This window comes from Oryzibacillus soli (assembly GCF_051594765.1).
GTDB lineage: Bacteria > Bacillota > Bacilli > Paenibacillales > NBRC-103111 > Paenibacillus_AR.
This window is the reverse complement of record NZ_JBPPGJ010000009.1, coordinates 139,063-160,091: the sequence shown is the minus strand read 5'-3', so window position 1 is coordinate 160,091 and position 21,029 is coordinate 139,063. Positions and strand designations below refer to the sequence as shown.

19 protein-coding genes are annotated in these 21,029 nt (G+C 59.7%); 3 read left to right on the top strand and 16 right to left on the bottom strand.

The genetic code is table 11. The annotated features are described in order from the left end of the window. The first annotated feature begins 216 nt into the window (after positions 1-216). A complete protein-coding gene (locus ACSEXW_RS14080; protein WP_438446796.1) occupies positions 217-1,638 on the top strand; it encodes a DUF4832 domain-containing protein in 1,422 nt (473 codons plus the stop codon). Here ACSEXW_RS14080 and ACSEXW_RS14075 read toward each other — a convergent pair. The 13 genes from ACSEXW_RS14075 to ACSEXW_RS14015 form a co-directional block, all read right to left on the bottom strand. After that, a complete protein-coding gene (locus ACSEXW_RS14075) occupies positions 1,628-2,167 on the bottom strand; it encodes an FxLYD domain-containing protein (protein ID WP_438446939.1) in 540 nt (179 codons plus the stop codon). The genes ACSEXW_RS14080 and ACSEXW_RS14075 overlap by 11 nt on opposite strands. Positions 2,168-2,656: 489 nt before the next feature. Further along, complete coding sequence (ftsY, locus tag ACSEXW_RS14070) at positions 2,657-3,670, bottom strand: signal recognition particle-docking protein FtsY (RefSeq protein ID WP_438446795.1); 1,014 nt, start codon at positions 3,668-3,670, stop codon at positions 2,657-2,659. 94 nt (positions 3,671-3,764) lie between these two features. After that, the gene (gene smc, locus ACSEXW_RS14065; protein WP_438446794.1) at positions 3,765-7,343 is read right to left on the bottom strand and encodes a chromosome segregation protein SMC; all 3,579 of its coding nucleotides are present in this window, start codon (positions 7,341-7,343) and stop codon (positions 3,765-3,767) included. 316 nt (positions 7,344-7,659) lie between these two features. Then, positions 7,660-8,358 carry a ribonuclease III gene (rnc, locus tag ACSEXW_RS14060; protein ID WP_438446793.1) on the bottom strand — a complete coding sequence of 233 codons (699 nt, stop codon included), beginning with the start codon at positions 8,356-8,358 and terminating at the stop codon, positions 7,660-7,662. Between the two features lie 176 nt (positions 8,359-8,534). Continuing rightward, the gene (fabF, locus tag ACSEXW_RS14055) at positions 8,535-9,779 is read right to left on the bottom strand and encodes a beta-ketoacyl-ACP synthase II (protein ID WP_438446792.1); all 1,245 of its coding nucleotides are present in this window, start codon (positions 9,777-9,779) and stop codon (positions 8,535-8,537) included. Positions 9,780-9,958: 179 nt separating this feature from the next. Beyond that, positions 9,959-10,192, bottom strand: a complete 234-nt coding sequence (acpP, locus tag ACSEXW_RS14050; protein WP_438446791.1) for an acyl carrier protein — start codon at positions 10,190-10,192, stop codon at positions 9,959-9,961. Positions 10,193-10,283: 91 nt separating this feature from the next. Continuing rightward, positions 10,284-11,027 (bottom strand): 3-oxoacyl-[acyl-carrier-protein] reductase, encoded by a 744-nt coding sequence (fabG, locus tag ACSEXW_RS14045; protein WP_438446790.1) that lies wholly within the window; start codon positions 11,025-11,027, stop codon positions 10,284-10,286. 85 nt (positions 11,028-11,112) lie between these two features. Continuing rightward, positions 11,113-12,039, bottom strand: a complete 927-nt coding sequence (gene fabD, locus ACSEXW_RS14040; protein ID WP_438446789.1) for an ACP S-malonyltransferase — start codon at positions 12,037-12,039, stop codon at positions 11,113-11,115. A 55-nt stretch (positions 12,040-12,094) separates the two neighbouring features. Next, positions 12,095-13,081, bottom strand: coding sequence for a beta-ketoacyl-ACP synthase III (locus ACSEXW_RS14035; protein ID WP_438446788.1), 987 nt, complete (start codon positions 13,079-13,081; stop codon positions 12,095-12,097). Further along, complete coding sequence (gene plsX / locus ACSEXW_RS14030) at positions 13,078-14,082, bottom strand: phosphate acyltransferase PlsX (protein ID WP_438446787.1); 1,005 nt, start codon at positions 14,080-14,082, stop codon at positions 13,078-13,080. The genes ACSEXW_RS14035 and plsX overlap by 4 nt, the downstream gene beginning before the upstream one ends. Then, entirely contained in the window at positions 14,066-14,725 is a 660-nt protein-coding gene (gene fapR / locus ACSEXW_RS14025) for a transcription factor FapR (protein ID WP_438446786.1), read from the bottom strand. Before fapR ends, plsX begins: the two co-directional genes overlap by 17 nt. Before the next feature lie 227 nt (positions 14,726-14,952). After that, entirely contained in the window at positions 14,953-15,126 is a 174-nt protein-coding gene (gene rpmF / locus ACSEXW_RS14020; RefSeq protein ID WP_438446785.1) for a 50S ribosomal protein L32, read from the bottom strand. Positions 15,127-15,163: 37 nt separating this feature from the next. Continuing rightward, a complete protein-coding gene (locus ACSEXW_RS14015) occupies positions 15,164-15,682 on the bottom strand; it encodes a YceD family protein (RefSeq protein ID WP_438446784.1) in 519 nt (172 codons plus the stop codon). Between the two features lie 129 nt (positions 15,683-15,811). Here ACSEXW_RS14015 and ACSEXW_RS14010 point away from each other — a divergent pair, with 129 nt between their 5' ends. Further along, positions 15,812-17,110 carry a nucleotidyltransferase gene (locus ACSEXW_RS14010; protein WP_438446783.1) on the top strand — a complete coding sequence of 433 codons (1,299 nt, stop codon included), beginning with the start codon at positions 15,812-15,814 and terminating at the stop codon, positions 17,108-17,110. Positions 17,111-17,200: 90 nt separating this feature from the next. Here the strand turns inward: ACSEXW_RS14010 and ACSEXW_RS14005 are convergent, their stop codons facing one another. Further along, positions 17,201-18,313 carry a SepM family pheromone-processing serine protease gene (locus ACSEXW_RS14005; RefSeq protein ID WP_438446782.1) on the bottom strand — a complete coding sequence of 371 codons (1,113 nt, stop codon included), beginning with the start codon at positions 18,311-18,313 and terminating at the stop codon, positions 17,201-17,203. A gap of 177 nt (positions 18,314-18,490) precedes the next feature. Between ACSEXW_RS14005 and ACSEXW_RS14000 the strand changes: the two genes are divergently transcribed. Continuing rightward, positions 18,491-19,753: a nucleoside recognition domain-containing protein gene (locus ACSEXW_RS14000; RefSeq protein ID WP_438446781.1), complete on the top strand. Its 1,263-nt coding sequence runs from the start codon at positions 18,491-18,493 to the stop codon at positions 19,751-19,753. Between the two features lie 10 nt (positions 19,754-19,763). Here ACSEXW_RS14000 and coaD read toward each other — a convergent pair whose 3' ends face one another. Together coaD and rsmD are read right to left on the bottom strand one after the other, a co-directional pair. Continuing rightward, the gene (gene coaD, locus ACSEXW_RS13995) at positions 19,764-20,264 is read right to left on the bottom strand and encodes a pantetheine-phosphate adenylyltransferase (RefSeq protein WP_438446780.1); all 501 of its coding nucleotides are present in this window, start codon (positions 20,262-20,264) and stop codon (positions 19,764-19,766) included. Next, on the bottom strand, positions 20,261-20,842 hold the full coding sequence (gene rsmD / locus ACSEXW_RS13990) for a 16S rRNA (guanine(966)-N(2))-methyltransferase RsmD (protein WP_438446779.1): 582 nt from the start codon (positions 20,840-20,842) through the stop codon (positions 20,261-20,263). The genes coaD and rsmD overlap by 4 nt, the downstream gene beginning before the upstream one ends. Positions 20,843-21,029 lie beyond the last annotated feature (187 nt).

The following is a 21,029-nucleotide window of genomic DNA, read 5'->3' as shown; positions in this document are numbered from 1 at the left end:
CATGATTACCCAAATTTCAGCAAAAAAGTATAGTCCTGATTATAGGTACCCCTTTAGGCTCTCGCAATAATGCATATGATCTAAGTGTTTTGACTTAACGCAAGTGCTGTACGTCGCATGCATTCCAACCTAAGACCCAGTCCTTTGGACCGATATTCAGGGCGAACAAATTCCTGTATGGTACATTCGTAAACCTATGTCCGAAGGAGATTTTGTATGATTCGAAAGAATAACAAGGTGGGATTCATCGTGCTAGCCGGCTTAACCGCCACCGTAATCGGCGCTTCTCTATTGGGAGCGGCCGTCATCTCTGCGCAGGGGAAGCGTTCCCTGACCACATACCGGCCGCAGCCCGTTGACCGGGTATTGGCTAACCCTTATATGGGTTTTGCTCCTGATGCCAAAGGGGGACCTTATGCCTTGGAGCACCGGCTGGTATACAGCAACATCACTTGGAAGGAGCTGGAGCCCGCCAAGGGAGTGTATGATTTTGACAAATTCGAACAAGCCATCGGCTTGGACCGCTGGGCTCAACAGGGCAAGAAGCTGATTCTACGTCTGGTTCTGGATGTTCCGCGCAAAACTTCTCACATGGATATACCGGAGTGGCTGTATACGGAAATCGGGAAAGATGGGACCTGGTACGATGTGGAGATCGGCAAGGGCTTCAGTCCGAATTACATGAATCCCATTCTGATTCAGCGCCATAAGGAGCTGGTAGCCAAGCTTGGCGAGCATTATAACGGGGATAACCGGATTGCATTTGTGCAGCTGGGAAGTCTGGGGCACTGGGGGGAATGGCATACTTGGGATGGTCCGGGAGAAGTGATCCCCTTTCCCAAATCGATCGTATCGGATCAATACGTGGAGCATTATATGACTGCTTTTCCCGATAAGATGCTTCTCATGCGCCGGCCTTACGCCATCGTCAAGGAGAACAAACTGGGGCTGTTCAACGACATGTTCGGCAACCCGGAGCACACGACGGAGGGGTTCGAGAAGTGGGTGAAGAACGGCTACACCTTCTGGCTGACGGGAGAGAAGATTCCTCCGGTCCCGGACTTTTGGGTCTACGCGCCTAGCGCAGGTGAATTTGCGGATTCCTCCCAAGGGGACAAATATTTCCGTGAAAGCACATTTGCTTCCACGTTAAATCAGGCCCGAAACAGCCATGTCAGCTGGCTCGGACCTAGCGTTCCTATGGACAAGCGATATTCCACCGGTGTGAATGCCAATATCGACACGTTCCTGAAGACCATCGGATACCGTTTCCGGGTGGATACCGAAAGCCACAGCCCGGCCATTGCTCCCGGTTCTGCGCTTCCGGTTCAGATGCTCTGGGTGAACGAGGGCGTAGCCCCCTTCTATTTCCATTGGCCCGTGGAGCTGTCGCTGGTTGACACGGAAGGAAAGGTGGCCCTCTCCGCCACCACGGATGAAGACATCCGGACTTGGCTCCCGGGGAACAAGAAGATGGTCGCCAATCTGAAGATCCCCCCCGAATTTCAGGAAGGAGAGTATACCCTGTGCGTCTCCATATTGGACCCGGCTACGGCTCTTCCCGCAATTGACCTGGCGATGGACGGCAAACGGAATGACGGTAGGTATACTCTCGGTCAAGTGAACGTTAAGAAGTGAAATCGGTCTGGAACCGGATCCGGTCATAACCCGCCAGATCACTAGTCGTTGCGAAGATCACGGTTTTGGTCTGGCCCGGATTCAAGCTGTACACGGTCCCTGTAGCGGTGCCGATTCGTTCACCGGATTTGTTATAGAATACTGCTGTAAGGCCGGCCGTTCTAAGGGCCTCCTTGCCGGGGTTGCGCACATCCGCCGTTAGATTCCAGCCGTAGTCGTCCTTCACCGCTTGAACGCCGGAGACGACTACGGAATCCAGGGTGTAGACACCGTCCGTTTCCTTACCGTATCCAGGGGTAAGCACATGTACGGTTTGGGTATCCCCATCCCATTGCACCTCTGCCTGCAGCATCTCGGCTACGGCTCGAACTGGCGCATAGCTGACATCATCGATCAGCCGGATCTCGACCGGTGAAGGCTTACCATTCACCATCAGCCGGACAAGCTCCGACGCATGTGCGCCCAGCGCTCCCGTCAGTGTTGCGCCAAGGAACAATCCAATACCGGCTACCGTTACTCTCATCTTCATTTTCAATCTGATCCCATCCCTCACATTGGTGTGGCCAAGCAATATTTACCAGACCAATATAGCTTGAAGCTGAACGATGTGCAAGGGGAAATTTTGAGTCCATTCGACAATCAGGCACCAAGAGTAGCATTTGCACTATGGGTATACCCTCATTCTGCGCATAAAAGGTCGATCATAACTTTCATAAGGAACGAACTCCAGGATGCGGGAGCCTCTGAACACTTTTTACCCTTTATTTACAGGGATCCGTCTATATGAAGACTTTTCCTTCCTGAGAATAACGGATCAGAAAGGGGCAGATTTGCCCTTTTCTGATTTGCACTATGCGAATGCCATTTTTCTGTTTTTATAAAGGGTCAGACTGCTTATTTTCGACAATATTTTGTATAGTGCATAATTTTATATTATCTTCTTACCTTGGTCTTAATGAGGGCAAAATCCACCCCAAATAAAAAAAGCTTCGTCCTATTTGAACGAAGCTTCTCTTTCTTATTCCACTTCCGGATCCGATTCTACCTCTTCCTCTTCCTCCGTAACCAATCCTGCGAACAAGGCATGAACGAACTGCTCGGAATCGAATTCCTGCAGATCGGTCATCTTCTCGCCCAAGCCTACCAGTTTGACCGGAATGTTCATCTCTTGCCGGATGGCAATGACGATTCCGCCCTTCGCCGTGCTGTCAAGCTTAGTCAGCACCAGTCCCGTGACGCCGGTCTTGTCGCCGAACAGCTTGGCCTGCTGCAGGGCATTCTGCCCTGTGTTGGCGTCCAGCACCAGCAGCACCTCATGGGGCGCATCCGGGATCTCCCGCTGGATGACGCGGTAGATCTTGTTCAGCTCCTCCATCAGATTGGACTTATTCTGTAGACGGCCTGCGGTATCGCACAGGAGGATGTCCACATTCCGAGTCTTCGCCGCCTGGATGGCGTCGAACATCACCGCCGCCGGGTCAGAGCCAGCCTGCTGCTTGATGACGTCCACTCCGACGCGCTGGCCCCATACCTCCAGCTGCTCGATCGCACCGGCTCGGAACGTATCGCCGGCTGCCATCAGCACCTTTTTGCCTTCCTGCTTGAACTTGTAGCCCAGCTTACCGATGGTGGTGGTCTTGCCGACGCCGTTGACGCCGACGAACAGAATCACCGTCAGACCGGAGGGAGCCATCCGCAAGCCCACCTCTTCGTCGTCCGCGTCCAGCAGGCCGATCAGCTTCTCCGACAGAACGGGGCGAAGCGCCGCGGCATCCTCGATCTTCCGCTTCTTCACCTCGGCCCGGAGATCGTCCATCAGCTTCATGACGGTATTGATCCCGACGTCCGCGCCGATCAGAATTTCCTCCAGCTCCTCATAGAAATCCTCGTCGATCTTCTTGCGCCGCAGGATCAGCTCCTCGACCTTCTCCACGAAGGCGTCGCGGGTTTTGCTCAGGCCTTCCTTGAATTTGGTCGTAACCGCCTCAGTCTTGGTGGAAATGCTCTCTTTTAATTTGCGAAAAAAGCTCATGGCATCCTCCGATTCAGCTCTTGAAAATGAATAATCGTATTATACCCCATGAACACCGACGGAGCCAAATATCCCCTCCCGGTCAACCGGAGAACTAAGCCGAGACCGCTTCGTCCATCTCCTCCAGACGGACAGATACCAACTTGGACACTCCGCCTTCCTCCATGGTCACGCCGTAGAGTACGTCCGCTTCCTCCATAGTTCCCTTCCGGTGGGTCACGACGATAAATTGGGTGGCGTCCGAGAATTCCCGCAGGTAGCCGGCGTAGCGCGCCACATTGGCTTCATCCAGAGCCGCTTCGACCTCGTCCAAGACGCAGAACGGAACGGGCTTCACATGAAGGATCGCGAACAACAGCGCGATGGCGGTCAGAGCCCGTTCTCCGCCGGACAAGAGCTGCAGGTTCTGCGTCTTCTTGCCCGGAGGCTGTGCGATGATCTCAATTCCCGTATCGAGCGGCATGGACGGGTCTACCATGACCAGGTCCGCCCGTCCGCCGCCGAACAGCTTGGCGAAGACCACGACGAAGTGGGAGCGGATCTGGTCGAAGGTGGTCCGGAAGCGCTTGGACATCTCTTCGTCCATCTCTCGGATTACCGTATACAAGGAGGTCTTCGCCTCCAGCAGGTCCTTCTTCTGGGCGTCCAGGAACTCGTAACGCTCCTTGACGCGGGCATACTCGTCGATGGCCCCCATGTTCACCTCGCCCAAGGCGTGGATCTCCCGCTTCAGCTCACGGACCCGCAGCTGCGCAGCTGGCACGTCCTCGGGCGCCGGATACCGGGTTTTGGCCAGCTCGTAGCTGAGCTCATACTCCTCGCCCAGTTTCTTCAGGATATTCTCCAGCTCTACGTCCAGCCGGTTGGCCCGGACCTCACCCTGGTGAAGCTCCTCCTCCACCTTCTTCAAGGCGACGCGCTGGTCCCGGGTATGATTCTCTTCCTCTTCCAGCTTCTTGAGCCACTCGGCCCGCTCGGCCCGCTTGAACTCGTTCTCCGCCGTAACCTGACGCTTCCGAAGGGAGAGGTCGTTCAGGAGCTCCGTCTGCTTCACGATCTCCTGCTCATTCACGCCGATGTCCCCGTCCAGCTGCCGCATCATCTCCCGGTTCACGGCCAGCTCCTGCTCAAGAGCCCCGAACTCGTTCTTCAGCCGCTGGGCTTGTCCCACAAGAGACTCCTGCTCCTGAGTGACGGAGGCCGCCTGCACCTTCAACTCGGTCAGCTGAGACACCAGCTCATCCTTGGCCGACTCGCTGGCCTTGCGGAACAGCTCGGCCTCCCGGATAGCGTCCTGCAGCTCCTTCTCCAGTCGCTCCAGCTCCGCCGCTTCCTGCAGAGCCTTCATCTTGCGAATCTCGTAATCCGCCGCTTCCACCGTCAAGGCTTCCCCATCCTGGGAATAGACCGAGAGCTGCTCCGTCGCGTTGTTCCATTCCTTCTCCAACGGCGCCACCTCGGCGGCATACCGCTGTTCTTCGCCCCGCTTGGCTTCGCCGATCTGCCGGAGCTCCTCCAGCTTATCGTTGTCGTGGACCAGCTCCACCTTCATGGTCTGGGCTTTGCGCTTCAGATCGTTCAGCTGGGCGATGGAGGTCTTGATCTCCTGGTCCAGCTCCTCGATCTGGCGCTGGCGGCCCAGCAGGTTAGAGCTCTTCTTCTGCTGGCTGCCTCCCGTCATGGAGCCGCCCGGATTTACCACGTCGCCCTCCAGGGTGACCACACGGTACCGGTATTGGCAGCGGGCGGCGATCCGGTTGGCATCCTCCAGACGGTCCGCCACGATGACGTTGCCAAGCAGACTGCCTACGATATCCTTGTAGACCGGCGCGAACTGCACCAGGTCCACTGCCAAGCCCACGAAGCCATCCATGCCTGCGACGGAACGGGCTTCATGCTCCGGAATCGAACGAGCCCGAATGACATCCAGCGGCAAAAAGGTGGCGCGCCCGAACTGCTTGCGCTTCAGGAATGCGATGGCCTCCCGGCCGTTGGCTTCGTTCTCGACGACAATATGCTGCATGGCGCCGCCCAAGGCGGTCTCCATGGCCAGCTCCACCTCGGCGGGAACCTTCACCAGCTCCGCAACGGCGCCGTGAATGCCGCGAAGCCCGTCCTGCGGACGGTTCTTTGCCTTCAGCACTTCCTTGACGCCGTGCATGAAGCCGTCATAATCATTCTGCATCTCGCGCATGGTGTCCCGGCGGGAGGTCAGAGCGTCAAGCTTCTGCTCCCACTTGCGGACGGCACCCTGGACCTCCTCCAGGAGCCCCTGCTTGCTCCGCATGGATTGCGTGAGCTCCAGGAACTGCTGACGGAGAGTCTCCGACTCCATCCGCGCTTCCAGGAGCTTGCGATCCAGCTCCTCCTTGCGGGAGGCCAGCTCCTGCAGCTGGGCCGTCCACTTCACCCGCTCGTCCTCCAGCCGCACGCCCCGGCGGGAGAGTGTCTCGATCTGCTGCTCCGCGTAGCGGGCCTCGTTGCGGACCTGGGCCAGCCGGTTCAGCGTATCCAGGAGCTCGCCCTTCAGGCGCTCCTCCTCGTCGCTCCGGGTGCCGCCCTCCACGCCCAGCAGCTTCTCCTCCTCCGCCTTCAATGCCGCCTTGCACTCCGCCAAGCGTTCCCGCACTACGGCGATCCGGTCATTGCATTCCGCCAGCTCCGTCTGCTTGTCCGCCAGACGCTTCTCCTGGGAACCCACCACCTGCTCCATCTGGAGCCGGTTGGAGCTTAAGTTTTTGCGGCGTTCGCGGAGCACCTCGCCCTGGCCTTCGCACTTCTCGAACTCCTCGCTGATCGTCAGGAGCGTCTCCTGGAGCTTCTCCAGTTCCTCGTCCAGACGGCGGGTCTCCCATCGGTGGGTCTCCAGCTGCGCATCATGGGCGCCCACCACCGTGGACAGCTCCAGCTGCTGCTTGCGAAGCTCCTCGATCCGGTTGTTCGTCTCGGTCCATTGGGAATAGATCGCGTCGATCTGGTGCACGTAGACGGAGATCTCCACCGTCTTAAGCGCTTCCCGAAGCTCCTTGAACCGGTACGCCTTGCGGGACTGCTCCTCCAGAGGCACGATCTGATCCTCCAGCTCCGAGACCAGATCGTGGATCCGGACCAGGTTCTGGTCCGTGTCCGCCAGCTTGCGCTCCGCTTCCTTCTTGCGGGACTTGTATTTAACGATGCCGGAGGCCTCCTCGAAGATGCCTCTCCGATCCTCCGACTTCGTGCTGAGAATCTCCTCGATGCGGCCCTGTCCGATGATGGAATAGGCTTCCTTGCCGATGCCCGTATCCATGAACAGCTCGGTAATATCCTTCAATCGACAGGACTGCTTGTTGATCAAATATTCGCTGTCCCCGCTCCGATGGACCCGGCGGGTAACCGTCACTTCGCTGTAGTCAAGCGGAAGCGCTTTATCCGAATTATCGAGTGTCAGCGACACTTCGCCGTAATTGACCGCCTTCCGGGCGTCGCTCCCCGCAAAGATGACATCCTCCATCTTTCCGCCCCGCAGAGACTTGGCGCTCTGCTCTCCCAGCACCCATCGGATGCCGTCGGAAATGTTGCTCTTGCCGCTCCCGTTGGGACCGACAACCGCGGTGATGCCTTGTACGAATTCGAGCTCCGTTTTATCGGCGAAGGACTTAAAGCCCGACAGTTCAATGCGCTTCAAAAACATGGTTATCTTTCACCTCTCCTGCAATCACAATGTCCGGGTCAGGGACGGTGTTCCGGGAAGCTCCCTATAAGGTGCCATGCCAAATGGGGGGCCGTCTGTAGCCTATTGTAACAACAACCTGGAATTATGGAAATAGGGAAAGAAGGCCGACTTACCGCCGGTCGATACCGGAAGTCGAAGCGTCTCCTCCTTTGGGGTCTTGGAAAAAGAAAACGGCCCATCGGAGCGGCATTGGCAAGCGCGCGTAGCCCGGAATGGTCCGCGGGATACATGACGTTTGTCAATAGCTCCGATATGAGCCGTTCCTCCCCCCGCCTTATCCCTGCGGGGAGGCCAGCCGTGCCAGCGCCTGGGAAGCCGCCTGCTGCTCCGCTTCCTTCTTGGAGCGGCCAGAACCCTTACCCAGCTGCCGGTCATCCATCCAGACCTCGGCCAGGAATTCCTTCTCATGTGCCGGTCCTCGCTCATCCACGATCCGGTATTCCAGGGCTCCTGCCCCTAACTGCTGGACCAACTCCTGCAGCTGGGTCTTGTAATCGACGATCTGCGGACGGCCCTCCCAGGAAATGGACGGGAACATGTGAAGCCTCAGGAACGCCTGCACCGCCTCCAAGCCCTGGTCCAGGTACAGCGCGCCGACGAAGGATTCGAACACATCCGCCAGCAGCGCGGGACGGGTCCGGCCTCCAGTCATCTCCTCCCCCTTGCCCAGCAGGACATAGTCCCCGAAGTGAAGCGCCTCGGCAAAGGTAACCAGGGATGGCTCGCATACGATCGAGGCCCGCTGCTTCGTCAGCTCGCCCTCGGTGCGGTCCGGATACTTGGCGAACAAGAACTCCGATACCGTCAACTCCAGCACGGCATCGCCCAGAAACTCCAGACGCTCGTTATCCCGGCTTACCGTCATCCGGTGCTCATTCACATAGGAGGAATGAGTGAATGCCTGCTTCAACAGCTCCGGATTGCGGAAGGCAATTCCCAGCTTTCTCTCCAGTTGTTTCAAATCGGCATGCATAGCTTCCGTTCTCCACCTCGCGTCGGATCCAGGCCGGGCTCTCAAGCTGCCCTGCTCCGATCCCAAAAGTGCGTATCATTGAAAACGCAAGCGATCCCGAAAAGCAGAACCGCTTGCGCTTATCGTTTCCCTCTGATGAGAAGGCTAGACGCGCCGCCCAACCGGCGGCAGCAGCCTTAGGCCTCGTAACGCTTCAGGATGATCGTCGCGTTATGGCCGCCGAATCCGAAGGAGTTGGACATGGCTACCTCTACATCGGCTTTGCGAGGGACATTCGGGACGTAGTCCAGATCGCACTCGGGATCCTGATTCTCCAGGTTGATGGTCGGCGGGATTATGCCGTTGACGATGGTCAAGGCGCTGATGACCGCTTCCACGCCGCCTGCGGCACCCAGCAGGTGCCCCGTCATGGACTTGGTGGAGCTAACCGGCAGCTTATAGGCGTAGTCGCCGAACACCGTCTTGACCGCAGCGGTCTCCGACTTGTCACCTGCACCGGTAGAGGTTCCGTGGGCATTGATATAATCGATATCCGTCGGTTCCAGCCCTGCGTCCTTAATGGCCTTGACCATACAGCGTGCAGCGCCTTCCCCACCCGGAGCCGGGTCAGTCATATGATGGGCGTCGGCGCTCATGCCGTAGCCGACCACCTCCGCATAGATGCGGGCCCCACGCTTCAGAGCATGCTCCAGGGATTCCAGAATCAGAACACCGGAGCCTTCGCCCATTACGAAGCCGTCGCGGTCCACATCGAAGGGACGGCTGGCGCGATGCGGCTCGTCGTTGCGGGTGGACATGGCACGCAAAGCGCAGAACCCAGCCATGCCGATCGGAGCGATCGTCGCTTCGGCGCCGCCGCAGATCATCACGTCCGCTTCGCCGTTCTTGATGATGCGGAAGCTGTCGCCGATGGAGTGGGTGCCCGTGGCGCAGGCGGTGACCGCCGTGCTGTTAGGCCCCTTGGCGCCGGTGGTCATGGAGATCTGGCCGGAGGCCATATTCGCGATCATCATCGGGATGAAGAACGGGCTGACCCGCTTCGGTCCCTTCTCCAGAAGGATGCGGTGCTGCTCCTCCCACGTGATCAGACCGCCGATGCCGGAGCCGACGTAGACGCCGATCCGTTCCGGATCCATATTCTCGCCAATGGTAATGCCGGCGTCCTTCAGGGCGGCCTGGCTGGTCACTACGGCGAACTGGACGAAGCGGTCCATCCGGCGGGCTTCCTTCTTATCCATATAGTCTTCGGGGTTAAAATCCTTGATGGCGGCGGCGATCTTGGTGGTGTATTCGCTGGTATCGAAGCTTTCGATTAGCGATACTCCGGACTTGCCCTCCATCAGGTTGCCCCAGAAGGTCTCGAGATCCCGGCCAAGCGCCGTCATAACTCCCATACCTGTCACTACAACTCGTTGCGTCAAAAGGACCACCTCTATCTTCTAAAGCGTTATTGTATAAGAAAAAAGGCCTTCACCGGCATCCTATGAGCCATACCCGGAGCACATGCTGCCGGCGGATATGAAGATCCTGTAAAGCCAAAGTTCCCGATGAACGAGGACAAGTCCCGTTGTCATAGAACGAACGGGACTTGGAGAATCATTTACGCATGAGATTTTATGTATTCAACAACTTCTCCCACAGACGTAATCTTTTCTGCATCCTCATCGGAAATCTCAAGATCGAACTCGTCTTCGAGCTCCATCACCAATTCTACAACATCGAGAGAATCAGCGCCCAAGTCATCTTTGAAAGACGCTTCGAGGGTTACTTCCGCCTCATCTACGCCTAAGCGGTCGACGACGATTCGCTTTACACGATCCAAGATATCGGACATCCGGTTCACCTCCTCCATGGTATTATACGAGAATTATGTTCAAAATACCATATCCCGCTAAAAATAACTGGACAGGCCCCAATACGGGCATTTATCCCATGTACATACCGCCGTCCACATGCAGGGTCTGACCCGTGATGTAAGAGGCGTCGTCGGATGCCAGGAAGCGCACGGCCCGGGCAATATCCTCCGGCTGGCCCATCTTGGCCAGCGGAATCTGAGGCAGCAGGGCGGCCTTCTGGTCCTCCGACAGCTTGTCGGTCATATCCGTGGCGATGAAGCCCGGAGCCACCGCGTTTACGGTGATCCCGCGGGAGGCCAGCTCCTTGGCGGCAGCCTTCGTCAGGCCGATGACGCCGGCCTTGGCGGCCACGTAGTTGGCCTGGCCCGGGTTGCCGACGGAGCCCACCACGGAGGAGATGTTGATGATGCGGCCGGAGCGCTGCTTCATCATGGGGCGGGTCACTGCTTTGACACAGTTGAAGACGCCCTTCAGGTTCGTGTTGATCACCTGATCGAACTCGTCTTCCTTCATGCGCATGATCAGGTTGTCGCGGGTGATGCCCGCATTGTTCACCAGGATGTCGATACGCTCATAGGTTTCGAGCACCTGGGAAACCATAGCGTCGGCCTCCTCGGAGGAACCGACGTTGGCCTTGATCTTCATGGCGCGCCGTCCCAAGGCCTGAATGGCCAAGACGACCTCTTCGGCCGCCTGCTCGCTGCCGGCGTAGTTGACGGCCACGTCGGCGCCCGCACGGGCCAGCTCCAAAGCGATGGCCCGTCCGATGCCACGGGATGCCCCGGTGACCAGTGCAATTTTCCCCTCCAGCATAAGTAACCTCCCACATAAGTACTCCCGCCAAAGCGACCTTAAGCGCTGAAGCTTATTCCAGCTCGTTTGGCAGGGGTCCCAGATATTATAAGCTGAACCCTTCGACTGCGTCCTTGCTGTTGACGGAGATCACCTTCACGGTCTTGTCGACCTTCTTGATGAGACCCGCCAGCACGCTGCCGGAGCCGATCTCCACGAAGGTGTCCACGCCTTGGGCGATCAGCCAGGCTACGGTATCCTCCCAGAGCACGGGCGAATACACCTGCTCCACCAGTAGGCGGCGGATCTCCTCCGGCTCGGTGACGGGCCGCGCATGGACGTTGGCCACCACCGGCACGGAGGCGGTCTTCATCGCAAGCCCTTCCAGCACCCCGCCCAGCTTCTCGGCCGCCGGCTTCATGAGGGAGGAGTGGAACGGGCCGCTGACCTCCAGCGGAATGACCCGCTTGGCGCCGATCTCCTTGCCCATCTCCACCACGGCCTGCACGCCTTCCTTGGTGCCGGACACGACGATCTGGCCCGGACAGTTCACATTGGCCAGCTCTACGGCACCTACCGTGCCCGAGATCTTCGCGCACAGCTCCGCTAACGCACCGCGTTCGGCTCCCAGTACGGCCGCCATGGCGCCCTGTCCGCCCGGAACAGCCTGCTCCATCAGCTCGCCGCGGGCCCGTACGGTTCGCACCGCATCCTCATAGCTCAGCACGCCCGCTACGGCCAGCGCGCTGTATTCGCCCAAGCTGTGCCCGGCCACGTAATCCGGCTGTACGCCCTTCATGCGGAACGCCTCGTACAAGGCCAAGCTCGTAGTCAAGAGCGCCGGCTGGGTGTAAGCCGTCATCTTCAAGGTTTCCTCCGGCCCGCCGAAGACGATGTCCGTCAGCTTGAAGCCGAGAGCAGCGTCCGCTTCGTCGTATACCCGACGGGCGCCCTCATGAGAATCATAGACATCCTTGCCCATGCCGACGGCTTGTGCGCCTTGGCCGGGGAATACAAATGCGATTTTTCCCATCCTATGCTTGTCTCCTTAGCTCGATGTATAAGTGCTTGAATCCTGCGCAGCCGCATTACCAGCGGATGACGCTGGCTCCCCAGGTCAGACCGCCGCCGAAGCCCACCAAGACGACGCAATCGCCTTGCTTCAGCCGCCCTTCCTCGTCGGCCTCCGCCAGCGCGATCGGAATCGAGGCCGCCGACACGTTGCCGTACTTGTGGAGGTTGATCATGCACTTCTCCTCCGGCAGGTCGAGACGGTTCAGGGACGCCTGGATGATGCGGATATTAGCCTGATGGGGAACCAAGAGGTCGATGTCTCCCTTGGCGAGCCCTGCCTTGCGGAGTGCTTCCTCCGCCGCATTGCCCATAATCCGGACGGCGAACTTGAACACCTCGCTGCCGGCCATATAGATGAAATGTTTGCCCGACTGCACGGAATCTACCGAAGAGGGGCAGCGGGAACCGCCGCCGGCCAGCTTCAGGAGCTCTGCGCCGGCGCCGTCCGCCCCCAGCTCGAAGGACTGGAAGCCTCGTCCCTCCGGCACCTCGCCCAGCACCACGGCGCCCGCGCCGTCGCCGAACAGGATGCAGGTGTTGCGGTCCGTGTAGTCCGTGATCTTGGAGAGACACTCGGCTCCGATGACCAGCGCGTGCTTGTACATGCCGGTGGCGATGAAGTTCGATGCATTGGCCAGGCCGTAGATGAAGCCCGAGCAGGCTGCGGACAGATCGAAGGCAGCCGCCTTCTTGGCGCCCAGACGCTCCTGCAGCAGGCACGCTGTGGACGGGAATGCGGAATCCGGCGTAATGGTGGCCACTACGATCAGATCCAGGTCCTCCGGCGCAATACCTGCGTTCTTCAAGGCGATCAGGGAAGCCTGGTAGGCCAGGTCGGAGGAAGCCTCATGCTCCGCGGCGATGTGCCGCTCCTTCATCCCCGTGCGGGTGACGATCCACTCATCGTTCGTTTCGACCATCTTTTCCAAATCGGCGTTGGTCAGCACCTTCTCCGGCACGTATTTGCCGGTTCCCAGAATGCCTACGGGACGTAATTTCATTCGCTCTCCACTCGCTTCCCGTTCTGTATTTCCGTCGTAATGGTCCGCACCAGGTCGTTGCCGATGGCCAGCCGCGCCTGCCGGACCGCGTTCTTGATGGCGGTGGCGTCAGAGGAGCCGTGGCTCTTCAGCACCAATCCGTTCACGCCCAAGAGCGGCGCGCCTCCGTGCTCCTTGTAATCCAGCTTCTTCTTGAACCGGGAGAGTCCCGGCTTCACGATGGCGGCCGCCATCTTAGTCAGGATCGAGCGGGTGAACTCCTCCTTCAGCACACCGAAGATGGCTCCCGCCGTTCCCTCCAGCGACTTCAGCAGAATATTGCCCACGAAGCCGTCGCAGACCAGCACGTCGCACTCCGCCTGGAGCACGTCCCGCGCTTCCACATTGCCCACGAAATGAATAGGCGCCTGCTCCAGCAGCGGATAGGCCGCCTTCGTCAGCTCGTTGCCCTTCATGGCTTCCGTGCCGACGTTCAGGAGGCCGACCCTCGGCTTGGCGATGCCGTGCACCTTCTGCCGGTAGATACTGCCCATAATGGCATACTGCAGCAGGTTATCCGGGGTGGCGTCCATGTTGGCGCCCAGGTCCAGCGCCAGCACGCCCTTGCCGTCCAGCGTCGGGATCATGGGAGCCAGCGCAGGGCGCTCGATGCCTTCCATGCGGCCGACGATGAGGAGGCCGGTGGCCATCAGCGCCCCCGTGTTCCCGGCGGAGATCATGGCGTCCGCTTCCTTCTCCTTGACCAGGCGTCCGGCCACCACCATGGACGAATCCTTTTTGCGGCGGACCGCCTTCACCGGCTCGTCATCCGCCTCCACCACTTCGGCAGCGTGGCGGACCGTAAGATTGGCAGGCTTGCCTGCCAGCAGGGGGCTCAGCTTGGCCTCGTCCCCAACCAGTATGATCTCCGTGTCCTTCCATTCCCTCGCCGCCTCCAGGGCACCCTCCACCGCCGCGCGCGGCGCATGGTCTCCGCCCATGGCGTCAATCGCGATCCGCATGCTCCAGCTCCTCCCTCTCCGGGTCTAAGATGAACGCATTCGGAAGCGAGTCTCCCGAACGCTTGTCTTTGTATGAATGATAGATGAGAAAGCGGCCTTCAAAAACAGGTTCGTCCATCACGAAGCTGTGGACGTCCACCTTGGCCCTCCCCTTGGACAGGGAACGGACGTAGGCTTTGGCGATCACCCGCTCGTTCAGCCGAACGGGGCGGATGAAGCGGATATCCGCAGAAGCGGTCAGCGCCACCTCGTCGTTGATGACGGCGACGGCCAGGGAATTCGCCTGGGAGAAGATATGGTGTCCCCGGGCGATCCGGTTGCGGAGGAACACATGCTCCTCGCGGATTTCGAACATGGAGATGCCGCTCTTATCCAACTGGAGGTCGATGACCTCGCCGATGATCTCCTCGACACCCAGGGTCCGGACTTGATCATAGGACTGGGTGGCCATCGCCTTGATTCGCTCTCGAAGCTCCGGTATCCCTAGCTCCATCCGGTCCAGACGGATGGTCTGGATGCTGACGGAGAAGGTCTTGGTCAGTTCCTCGTCTGTTACGAACGGATTCTCTCTTATCAGAGCTGTCAGCCGTTCCTGGCGTTCTCGCTTCGGCAGCCGTTGTATGTGAAACACCGCCTTCTTCATCGTTCCATATTGGCAGACTTGGTATTCTTCAACTATGTATAACGGCGGAATTTCTTGACAGAATCTATAGGAGCTTTTAATACCAGGTGCTAACTTGTAGTATAACGAATTTGGCTGCAAAAGAAAAGCTCCAATCCGTAAGCCCTTTCCCGCCGGAGCTTTCGTGCCGGAAAGACAAAAAACGCCCCGTCCGAAGACGGAGCGTTCCGCAAGCCGATCCAAGCCAATTACTGCTTGATGATCTCTACGCGCTTGTAGGTACCGCATACTTTACATACACGATGAGACAATTTGAACTCACCGCATTGCTCGCATTTTACCATGCCCGGGACTTCCAATTTGAAGTGAGTACGGCGCTTGTCGCGACGAGTCTTAGATACTTTCCGAAAAGGTACTGCCATGTTCCCACCTCCTTCAACGAGTTGCCACACCGAGAGCTTAAGAATCGTTACGCTTGAAAAAATCGGCCAATCCAGCCAGCCGCGGGTCGATTTTCTCCGAATTGCAGCCGCAGGCGCCGTTGTTCCGGTTGGTGCCGCAAACCGGGCAGAGCCCTTCGCAATCTTCGCGGCATACCGGCGCAAGCGGTAATGCCAGCCATACGGCTTCTTCGACGTAAGAATCCAGCTTTATGTGATCTTCCGGAATCACATGTACTTCGTCGTCCTGGTCTTCCTTGGGGACGGCTCCAGGCTGGGATGCGAATCTCTCCATGAAGGGAACGGTGATCGTTTCCTTGATGGGCTGCAAGCAGCGGGAGCACGGCATTTCGACGGGAAGCTTCAGCGTCCCCTCGACCTCCGCGACCCCTTCGCGCATCTCCGCGGTAAGTTCAGCTTGAAGCATGCCTACCGCCTTGATGTCCTCCCGATCCTCCAGGATACGGGATAAATCAAAGGTTCCCGACAAGGCCACCGGATGGCCCTTCTGCTTCAATTCCTTGATGCTCAGCATCATGATTATCACCCCAAACAAACAAAAACTATTATATCGATTTTCTTTGCATTTTGTCAACATTTTCAGGACGTGATATATTGAAAGGCAGAAACTTTTTTTGAAGAACCGGTCCTGAAGGAGGAGGAAACCATGCGTACGGTAGGGTTGATCGTGGAGTATAATCCGCTCCATAACGGCCACGCTTACCATTTCGAACAGTCGAAGCTCGAAGCCAAGGCCGACGCCTGCGTCGCCGTCATGAGCGGCCACTTCCTGCAGCGGGGCGAGCCGGCGGTCGTGGGCAAGTGGGCCCGTGCGGAGATGGCCCTGCGCATGGGGGCCGATCTCGTCCTTGAGCTCCCCGTCGCTTATTCCAGCCAGCCCGCTGAGTGGTTCGCGTACGGAGCCGTCCGCCTGCTGGATGCGACCGGCGTGGTGGACGCCCTCTGCTTCGGCAGCGAGGACGGCCGGATCGGGCCTATCGCCTCCCAAGCGGAGCGGCTCTACCGGGAGCCGGAGGGCTTCCGGGACCGCCTCATGCGGGAGCTCAAGAGGGGCGTCAGCTATCCGGCCGCCTATGCCGCGGCGGCGGAGGCCGACGGGAAGGAACAGGCCAGCGGAGCGGGTGCGCACCCGGACGTCGCGGAGGAAGAAGACGGGCTTCGGCTGGATCAGCCCAACAATATCCTGGGCCTCCACTATCTCCTAGCCCTCCGCCGCATCAACAGCTCCATCGTCCCGCTGACCATTACGCGTACCAAAGCCGGTTATCATGACACCGGCCTCCGGGACGCGTCCATTGCCAGCGCCACGGCCATCCGGAAGCTCATCATCGGCGAGGAGAATACTTCTTTCGACGGCGTTACAGATCCGCTGCAGGGGATCGAACCCTATGTGCCGGGCTTCACCGTGGACATCCTCCGGCGGGAATTCGCCGCCGGGCGCGGACCTATCGGCTGGGAACGCTTCGCCGGCCCGCTGTTCGCCCAGCTCCTGGGTCGTTCCCCCGGGGAGCTGTCCACGCTCTGCGAAGTCACAGAGGGCCTGGAGCATCGGATCAAGCGGATGCTCCGCGAATTCCCCACCGGCTCCGCCAGCCCCGTAGAGGACCTGCTGGAGCGCCTGAAGACCAAGCGCTACACCCGGGCCAAGCTCCAGCGGACACTCCTTAGAATTCTACTCCAGCATCCAAAACATGAGCTGACCCGCCAAAAATTATCGGAGGGTCCCGGCTACCTCCGGGTGCTGGGCTTCAATGATACGGGACGGGCCCTCCTGAAGCGCATGAAGCAAAAGGCGGCCCTCCCCGTCGTCACGCGTGTGGGACAGGATGTGCCGCCGTTCCTGGATATGGATATCCGGGCTACCTCCGTCTACAGCCTGGCTTACCGCAGCCAGACCCCGGACGAGTGGCTCCGGGACTACTATCAGGCGCCGCTGCAGGTGTGAAGGCCTCCAGCCGTGTCAGACGCATACGGGGGCGTTCCAAGCGGACTGCCTGTTCCGTCGCCCCAGTCCGCACGATCCCAGGTCAGCACCTTAAGGCTTGGGCGTCTTCGCTTTAGGCGGCAGCTTCTCCAGGAATGCTACCGCCTCCTTGAGGCTGCCCACCGGCACTACCTTCATGGAGGTGCCCAGCTTCTTGGCCTCCGCCAGCGCCTCCGAGGCGTTCGGCACCGGCTGGGGAGCGTTGGGTCCCGTCTCCTGGGACACCCAATCCTTGGGCGCCAAGAAGAAGTCGGCCCCTTCCCGAGCCGCTGCCGCCACCTTATGACGGATGCCCCCAATGACGCCGACAGTGCCATCCGCCTCGATGGTGCCCGTCCCGGCGATGGTGTACCCCTTGGTCAGATCGTCCGGCGTCAGCCGGCCGTAGGCCTCCAGGGCGAACATCAGCCCGGCGGACGGTCCGCCGATCTCCCCCGCCTGAATGGCGACCCGCTTGCCGGACTGCTCCGGCTCCACCCGTTGAAGGTCAGCGGTCGTCACCCCGATGCCGAGCTTCCCCTCCGCCTGTCCGCCACCGCCAGGCAGCGCCTTCAGCGTAAACTCCGCCTCCATCTCCACGCCGGCCCGCTTGTATTCTACTTGGACGGAATCGCCGGGCCGCTTGACTGCGAAGGCTCGGGTCAGATCCCCGGTGGTTCGTACCTCCGCTCCGCCGGCCCGAACCAGAAGATCTCCGGCGGCCAGGATGCCGTGGGCCGGATAACCCGGGTCGGTGCGCAACACGGTTACGCCCGCCCCTTCTATGCGGTAACGGATGCCCGCCTGACGGTAGGCCGCCTGCACCGCGTTCGCCTGCGACGTCAGCATGATGTAGTGCTGGCGCTCGTCGTACTCCTCCATGGTCTCGCCGTTCTGGCGGACCTCGTCGATCTTCCGAACGTCGAAGTTACGAAGCTCCGCCTCCGCCAGCTTCAGTAGATTCGTCCGGCTGACGCCCACGGTGGTCAGAAGCAGCTTGCCCGACTCCGGATAGCCCCCATCCCCCACCGTCACCATGTCCCGGATGCTCTCGGCGGTGCCGGGCTGGAAGACGTAATAGGGGAGCTCTACGAAGACGGCGCCGTAGACGAAGACCATCGCCAACATGGCGGACACCACGGTCCGTGCCGAGAAGACGGTCCGGCTCCGGTCGATCACCTTCATACAACTCCCCCTTCCAAGATCTCCGCAATAATGCAGATTCGCTACAATTCGTATCCATTCCTTTTCACTGACCCGGATCCCGCCTCTCATCCGCTCTTCGCAGCCAAGCAGGCTTGGTCTAATTCACGCCGACACCGCGTAGACATGGTACAAACCTATGAATCGGACGGTGGTTTTATGCTGCGCAGATGGCTGCGGCTTCGGAGCAGATCCTTCACCCTGTTGTTCGGCCTGTTGGCAGCCGGCTTCGTCATCACGATCATCACCTATCCCGACCAGGCCTTCCAGGCTTCGCTGCAGGGGCTTAAGCTGTGGTGGGACCAGGTCTTCCCCGCCCTGCTGCCGGTGCTCGTCATCACCGAACTCTTATTGGGCTTCGGCATGGTCCATGCGCTGGGCGTCCTTCTCGAGCCCCTCATGCGCCTCGTATTCCGCCTGCCGGGACCGGCCGGCTGGGCCATGGCGGCCGGCATGATCGGCGGCTATCCGCTGGGAGCGGACGCCACCGCCAAGCTCCGCAAGCGGAGTGACATCGGTCTGGCCGAAGGACAGCGGCTCCTCGCCCTGAGCCATATATGCAATCCGATGTTCATTGTGGGCGTCGTGGGAGCCGGGTTCCTGCGCAGTCCGGAGGCGGGCGCCGCACTGGCCATCCTGCATGTCGCCGCCGCAGCGGCAGCGGCCCTGATTCAGCGCGGGTACTCCCCGGATGCGCGAAAACGCAAGGGATCGTCCCTAGAGGGGAACGCCCAAGTCCTATTACCTCCGCCCGCAGGAGGCTGGAGCTCCCGGATGTACCGGGCGATGTCCATGGCCCACCGGGAAGACGGGCGGGCGTTCGGCAAGCTCCTGGGAGACGCCGTCACCAACGCCATCCAAGCCTTGATGATGGTTGGCGGCCTCATGATGATCTTCTCCGTCGCTATCCGCCTGATCGACATCCGGTTCGGCGGAGCTGCCGTCACGCCTTGGCTGACGCGCCTGCTGCCCGGCCTCCTGGAGCCCCATCTGGGCGCCTATGCCGTCAGCGGCATTACGGGCTGGATTCCGGCCTTCCAAGCCGCCTGTATCGGGGCTGTGCTGGCCTGGAGCGGCCTGTCCCTGCATGCGCAGGTCATGGCCTTCGCCCGCAGCACGGGACTCCGCTACGGCCCCTTCCTCCGCTTCCGGCTTCTGCACGCGGCCACCGCCTTCGTCCTGACTCTGGCAGCATGGCAACCGCTAGGCCGGCTTCTCACCGGCACCGAGACCGTCTTCTCTCCCGAAGGCGGCTGGTCCCGGCTCCCCGCCGAGCTCCCCGGCGGATGGAATATCCGGGAGGCCGCCGCCTTGTGGGGCGGCACCCTTACCCTGCTCGTGCTGGTGCTGGCCCTGATGCTCCTGCTCTCCCTCCTGATCCGCCTGCTGGAGAGAACGGCGGGCCGGGAGCCCCGGTCCTGACGGCGGCCGGTCAGCCGTTAAATTTCTTCCTGAGTGCCGTCTCCACCGCTTCCGGCACCAGATCGCTGATCGGCCCGCCGAACATGGAGATCTGCTTTACGATGCTGGAGCTCAGGTAGGAGTACTGGGTGCTGGACATCATGAAGAACGTCTCGATCTTATCCGACAGCTTCCGGTTGACGGAGGCCATCTGAAGCTCATACTCGAAGTCCGAAACCGCCCTCAGTCCTTTGACGATGACATGGGCGTTTTTTTTCTGAATATAATTGACCAAAAGGTCCTCGAAGCCGTCTACTTCCACGTTAGGAATGTCCTTCGTCACCTCGACGAGCAGGTCCATGCGCTCCTGGATGCTGAACAGGGGGGATTTGCTGGCGTTCTTCAGCACAGCGACGATCACCTTGTCGAAGACCTCCGACGCGCGGTGGATGATATCCAAGTGACCGTAAGTCACCGGGTCGAAGCTTCCCGGACACACGGCAATGGTGGGTTCGTGGCTTAATCGTTTCATGGGGCGACAGCTCCTTCGTCTTGTTCTAGTGCGTAATCGTAGATGGCGACAGCCGTTTCCCCGTAAACCGCTAGGCGACGGCATTCAAACGGGCCGAATCGCTCCGGGTACCGGTGCTCTGCATCATGCTCCACCAGGACGACGGCGCCGGGCTCCAGCAGGCCGAGCTCGTGCATCTCTTCCATCAGCTTGTCCACGTTCTTCAGGCGGTAAGGGGGGTCCAGGAACACCCAGCCGAAGCGGGCTTCCCGCTTGGCCAGCGCTTTCAGCGCCCGTCCTGCTTCATTGCGGTACACCTCCGCCCGGTCGGCGAATCCGCAAGCCTTCAGATTGTCGCGGACCACCTCGATGCTCTTCGGCTCCATGTCGATGAAGACCGCACGCTCCACGCCGCGGCTCAGCGCCTCGATGCCGAGGCCGCCGGTGCCGGCGAACAGATCCAGTACGGAACCTCCGTCGAAATAGGGGCCGATCATGCTGAAGATGGCTTCCTTCACCTTATCGGTGGTGGGCCTGGTGCCCATGCCGGGCACCGCTTTGAGCGGCCGGCCCTTGGCCTTGCCAGATATCACTCTCATCGTTGTCTCTTCACCCGCTCCATTCGTTCCATCGTTGCCTATAGTATCACATTCCCGGAGAATTTCTCAAAATATTTCAAGGACGATGTATATTTTATCCAAAACGGGGGATCATGAAGATATCGGCGTCGAAGGATGCCGTAGACAACCAGGAAGAAGACTTATTTTCCCCAATAACTCTTCGTCC

Bases quoted from the DNA above. Each gene is read 5' to 3' on its own strand.
- ACSEXW_RS14080 (WP_438446796.1), top strand. From the start codon at position 217: ATGATTCGAAAGAATAACAAGGTGGGATTCATCGTGCTAGCCGGCTTA.
- ACSEXW_RS14075 (WP_438446939.1), bottom strand. From the start codon at position 2,167: ATGAAGATGAGAGTAACGGTAGCCGGTATTGGATTGTTCCTTGGCGCA.
- ftsY (WP_438446795.1), bottom strand. From the start codon at position 3,670: ATGAGCTTTTTTCGCAAATTAAAAGAGAGCATTTCCACCAAGACTGAG.
- smc (WP_438446794.1), bottom strand. From the start codon at position 7,343: ATGTTTTTGAAGCGCATTGAACTGTCGGGCTTTAAGTCCTTCGCCGAT.
- rnc (WP_438446793.1), bottom strand. From the start codon at position 8,358: ATGCATGCCGATTTGAAACAACTGGAGAGAAAGCTGGGAATTGCCTTC.
- acpP (WP_438446791.1), bottom strand. From the start codon at position 10,192: ATGTCCGATATCTTGGATCGTGTAAAGCGAATCGTCGTCGACCGCTTA.
- fabG (WP_438446790.1), bottom strand. From the start codon at position 11,027: ATGCTGGAGGGGAAAATTGCACTGGTCACCGGGGCATCCCGTGGCATC.
- fabD (WP_438446789.1), bottom strand. From the start codon at position 12,039: ATGGGAAAAATCGCATTTGTATTCCCCGGCCAAGGCGCACAAGCCGTC.
- ACSEXW_RS14035 (WP_438446788.1), bottom strand. From the start codon at position 13,081: ATGAAATTACGTCCCGTAGGCATTCTGGGAACCGGCAAATACGTGCCG.
- plsX (WP_438446787.1), bottom strand. From the start codon at position 14,082: ATGCGGATCGCGATTGACGCCATGGGCGGAGACCATGCGCCGCGCGCG.
- fapR (WP_438446786.1), bottom strand. From the start codon at position 14,725: ATGAAGAAGGCGGTGTTTCACATACAACGGCTGCCGAAGCGAGAACGC.
- rpmF (WP_438446785.1), bottom strand. From the start codon at position 15,126: ATGGCAGTACCTTTTCGGAAAGTATCTAAGACTCGTCGCGACAAGCGC.
- ACSEXW_RS14015 (WP_438446784.1), bottom strand. From the start codon at position 15,682: ATGATGCTGAGCATCAAGGAATTGAAGCAGAAGGGCCATCCGGTGGCC.
- ACSEXW_RS14010 (WP_438446783.1), top strand. From the start codon at position 15,812: ATGCGTACGGTAGGGTTGATCGTGGAGTATAATCCGCTCCATAACGGC.
- ACSEXW_RS14005 (WP_438446782.1), bottom strand. From the start codon at position 18,313: ATGAAGGTGATCGACCGGAGCCGGACCGTCTTCTCGGCACGGACCGTG.
- ACSEXW_RS14000 (WP_438446781.1), top strand. From the start codon at position 18,491: ATGCTGCGCAGATGGCTGCGGCTTCGGAGCAGATCCTTCACCCTGTTG.
- coaD (WP_438446780.1), bottom strand. From the start codon at position 20,264: ATGAAACGATTAAGCCACGAACCCACCATTGCCGTGTGTCCGGGAAGC.
- rsmD (WP_438446779.1), bottom strand. From the start codon at position 20,842: ATGAGAGTGATATCTGGCAAGGCCAAGGGCCGGCCGCTCAAAGCGGTG.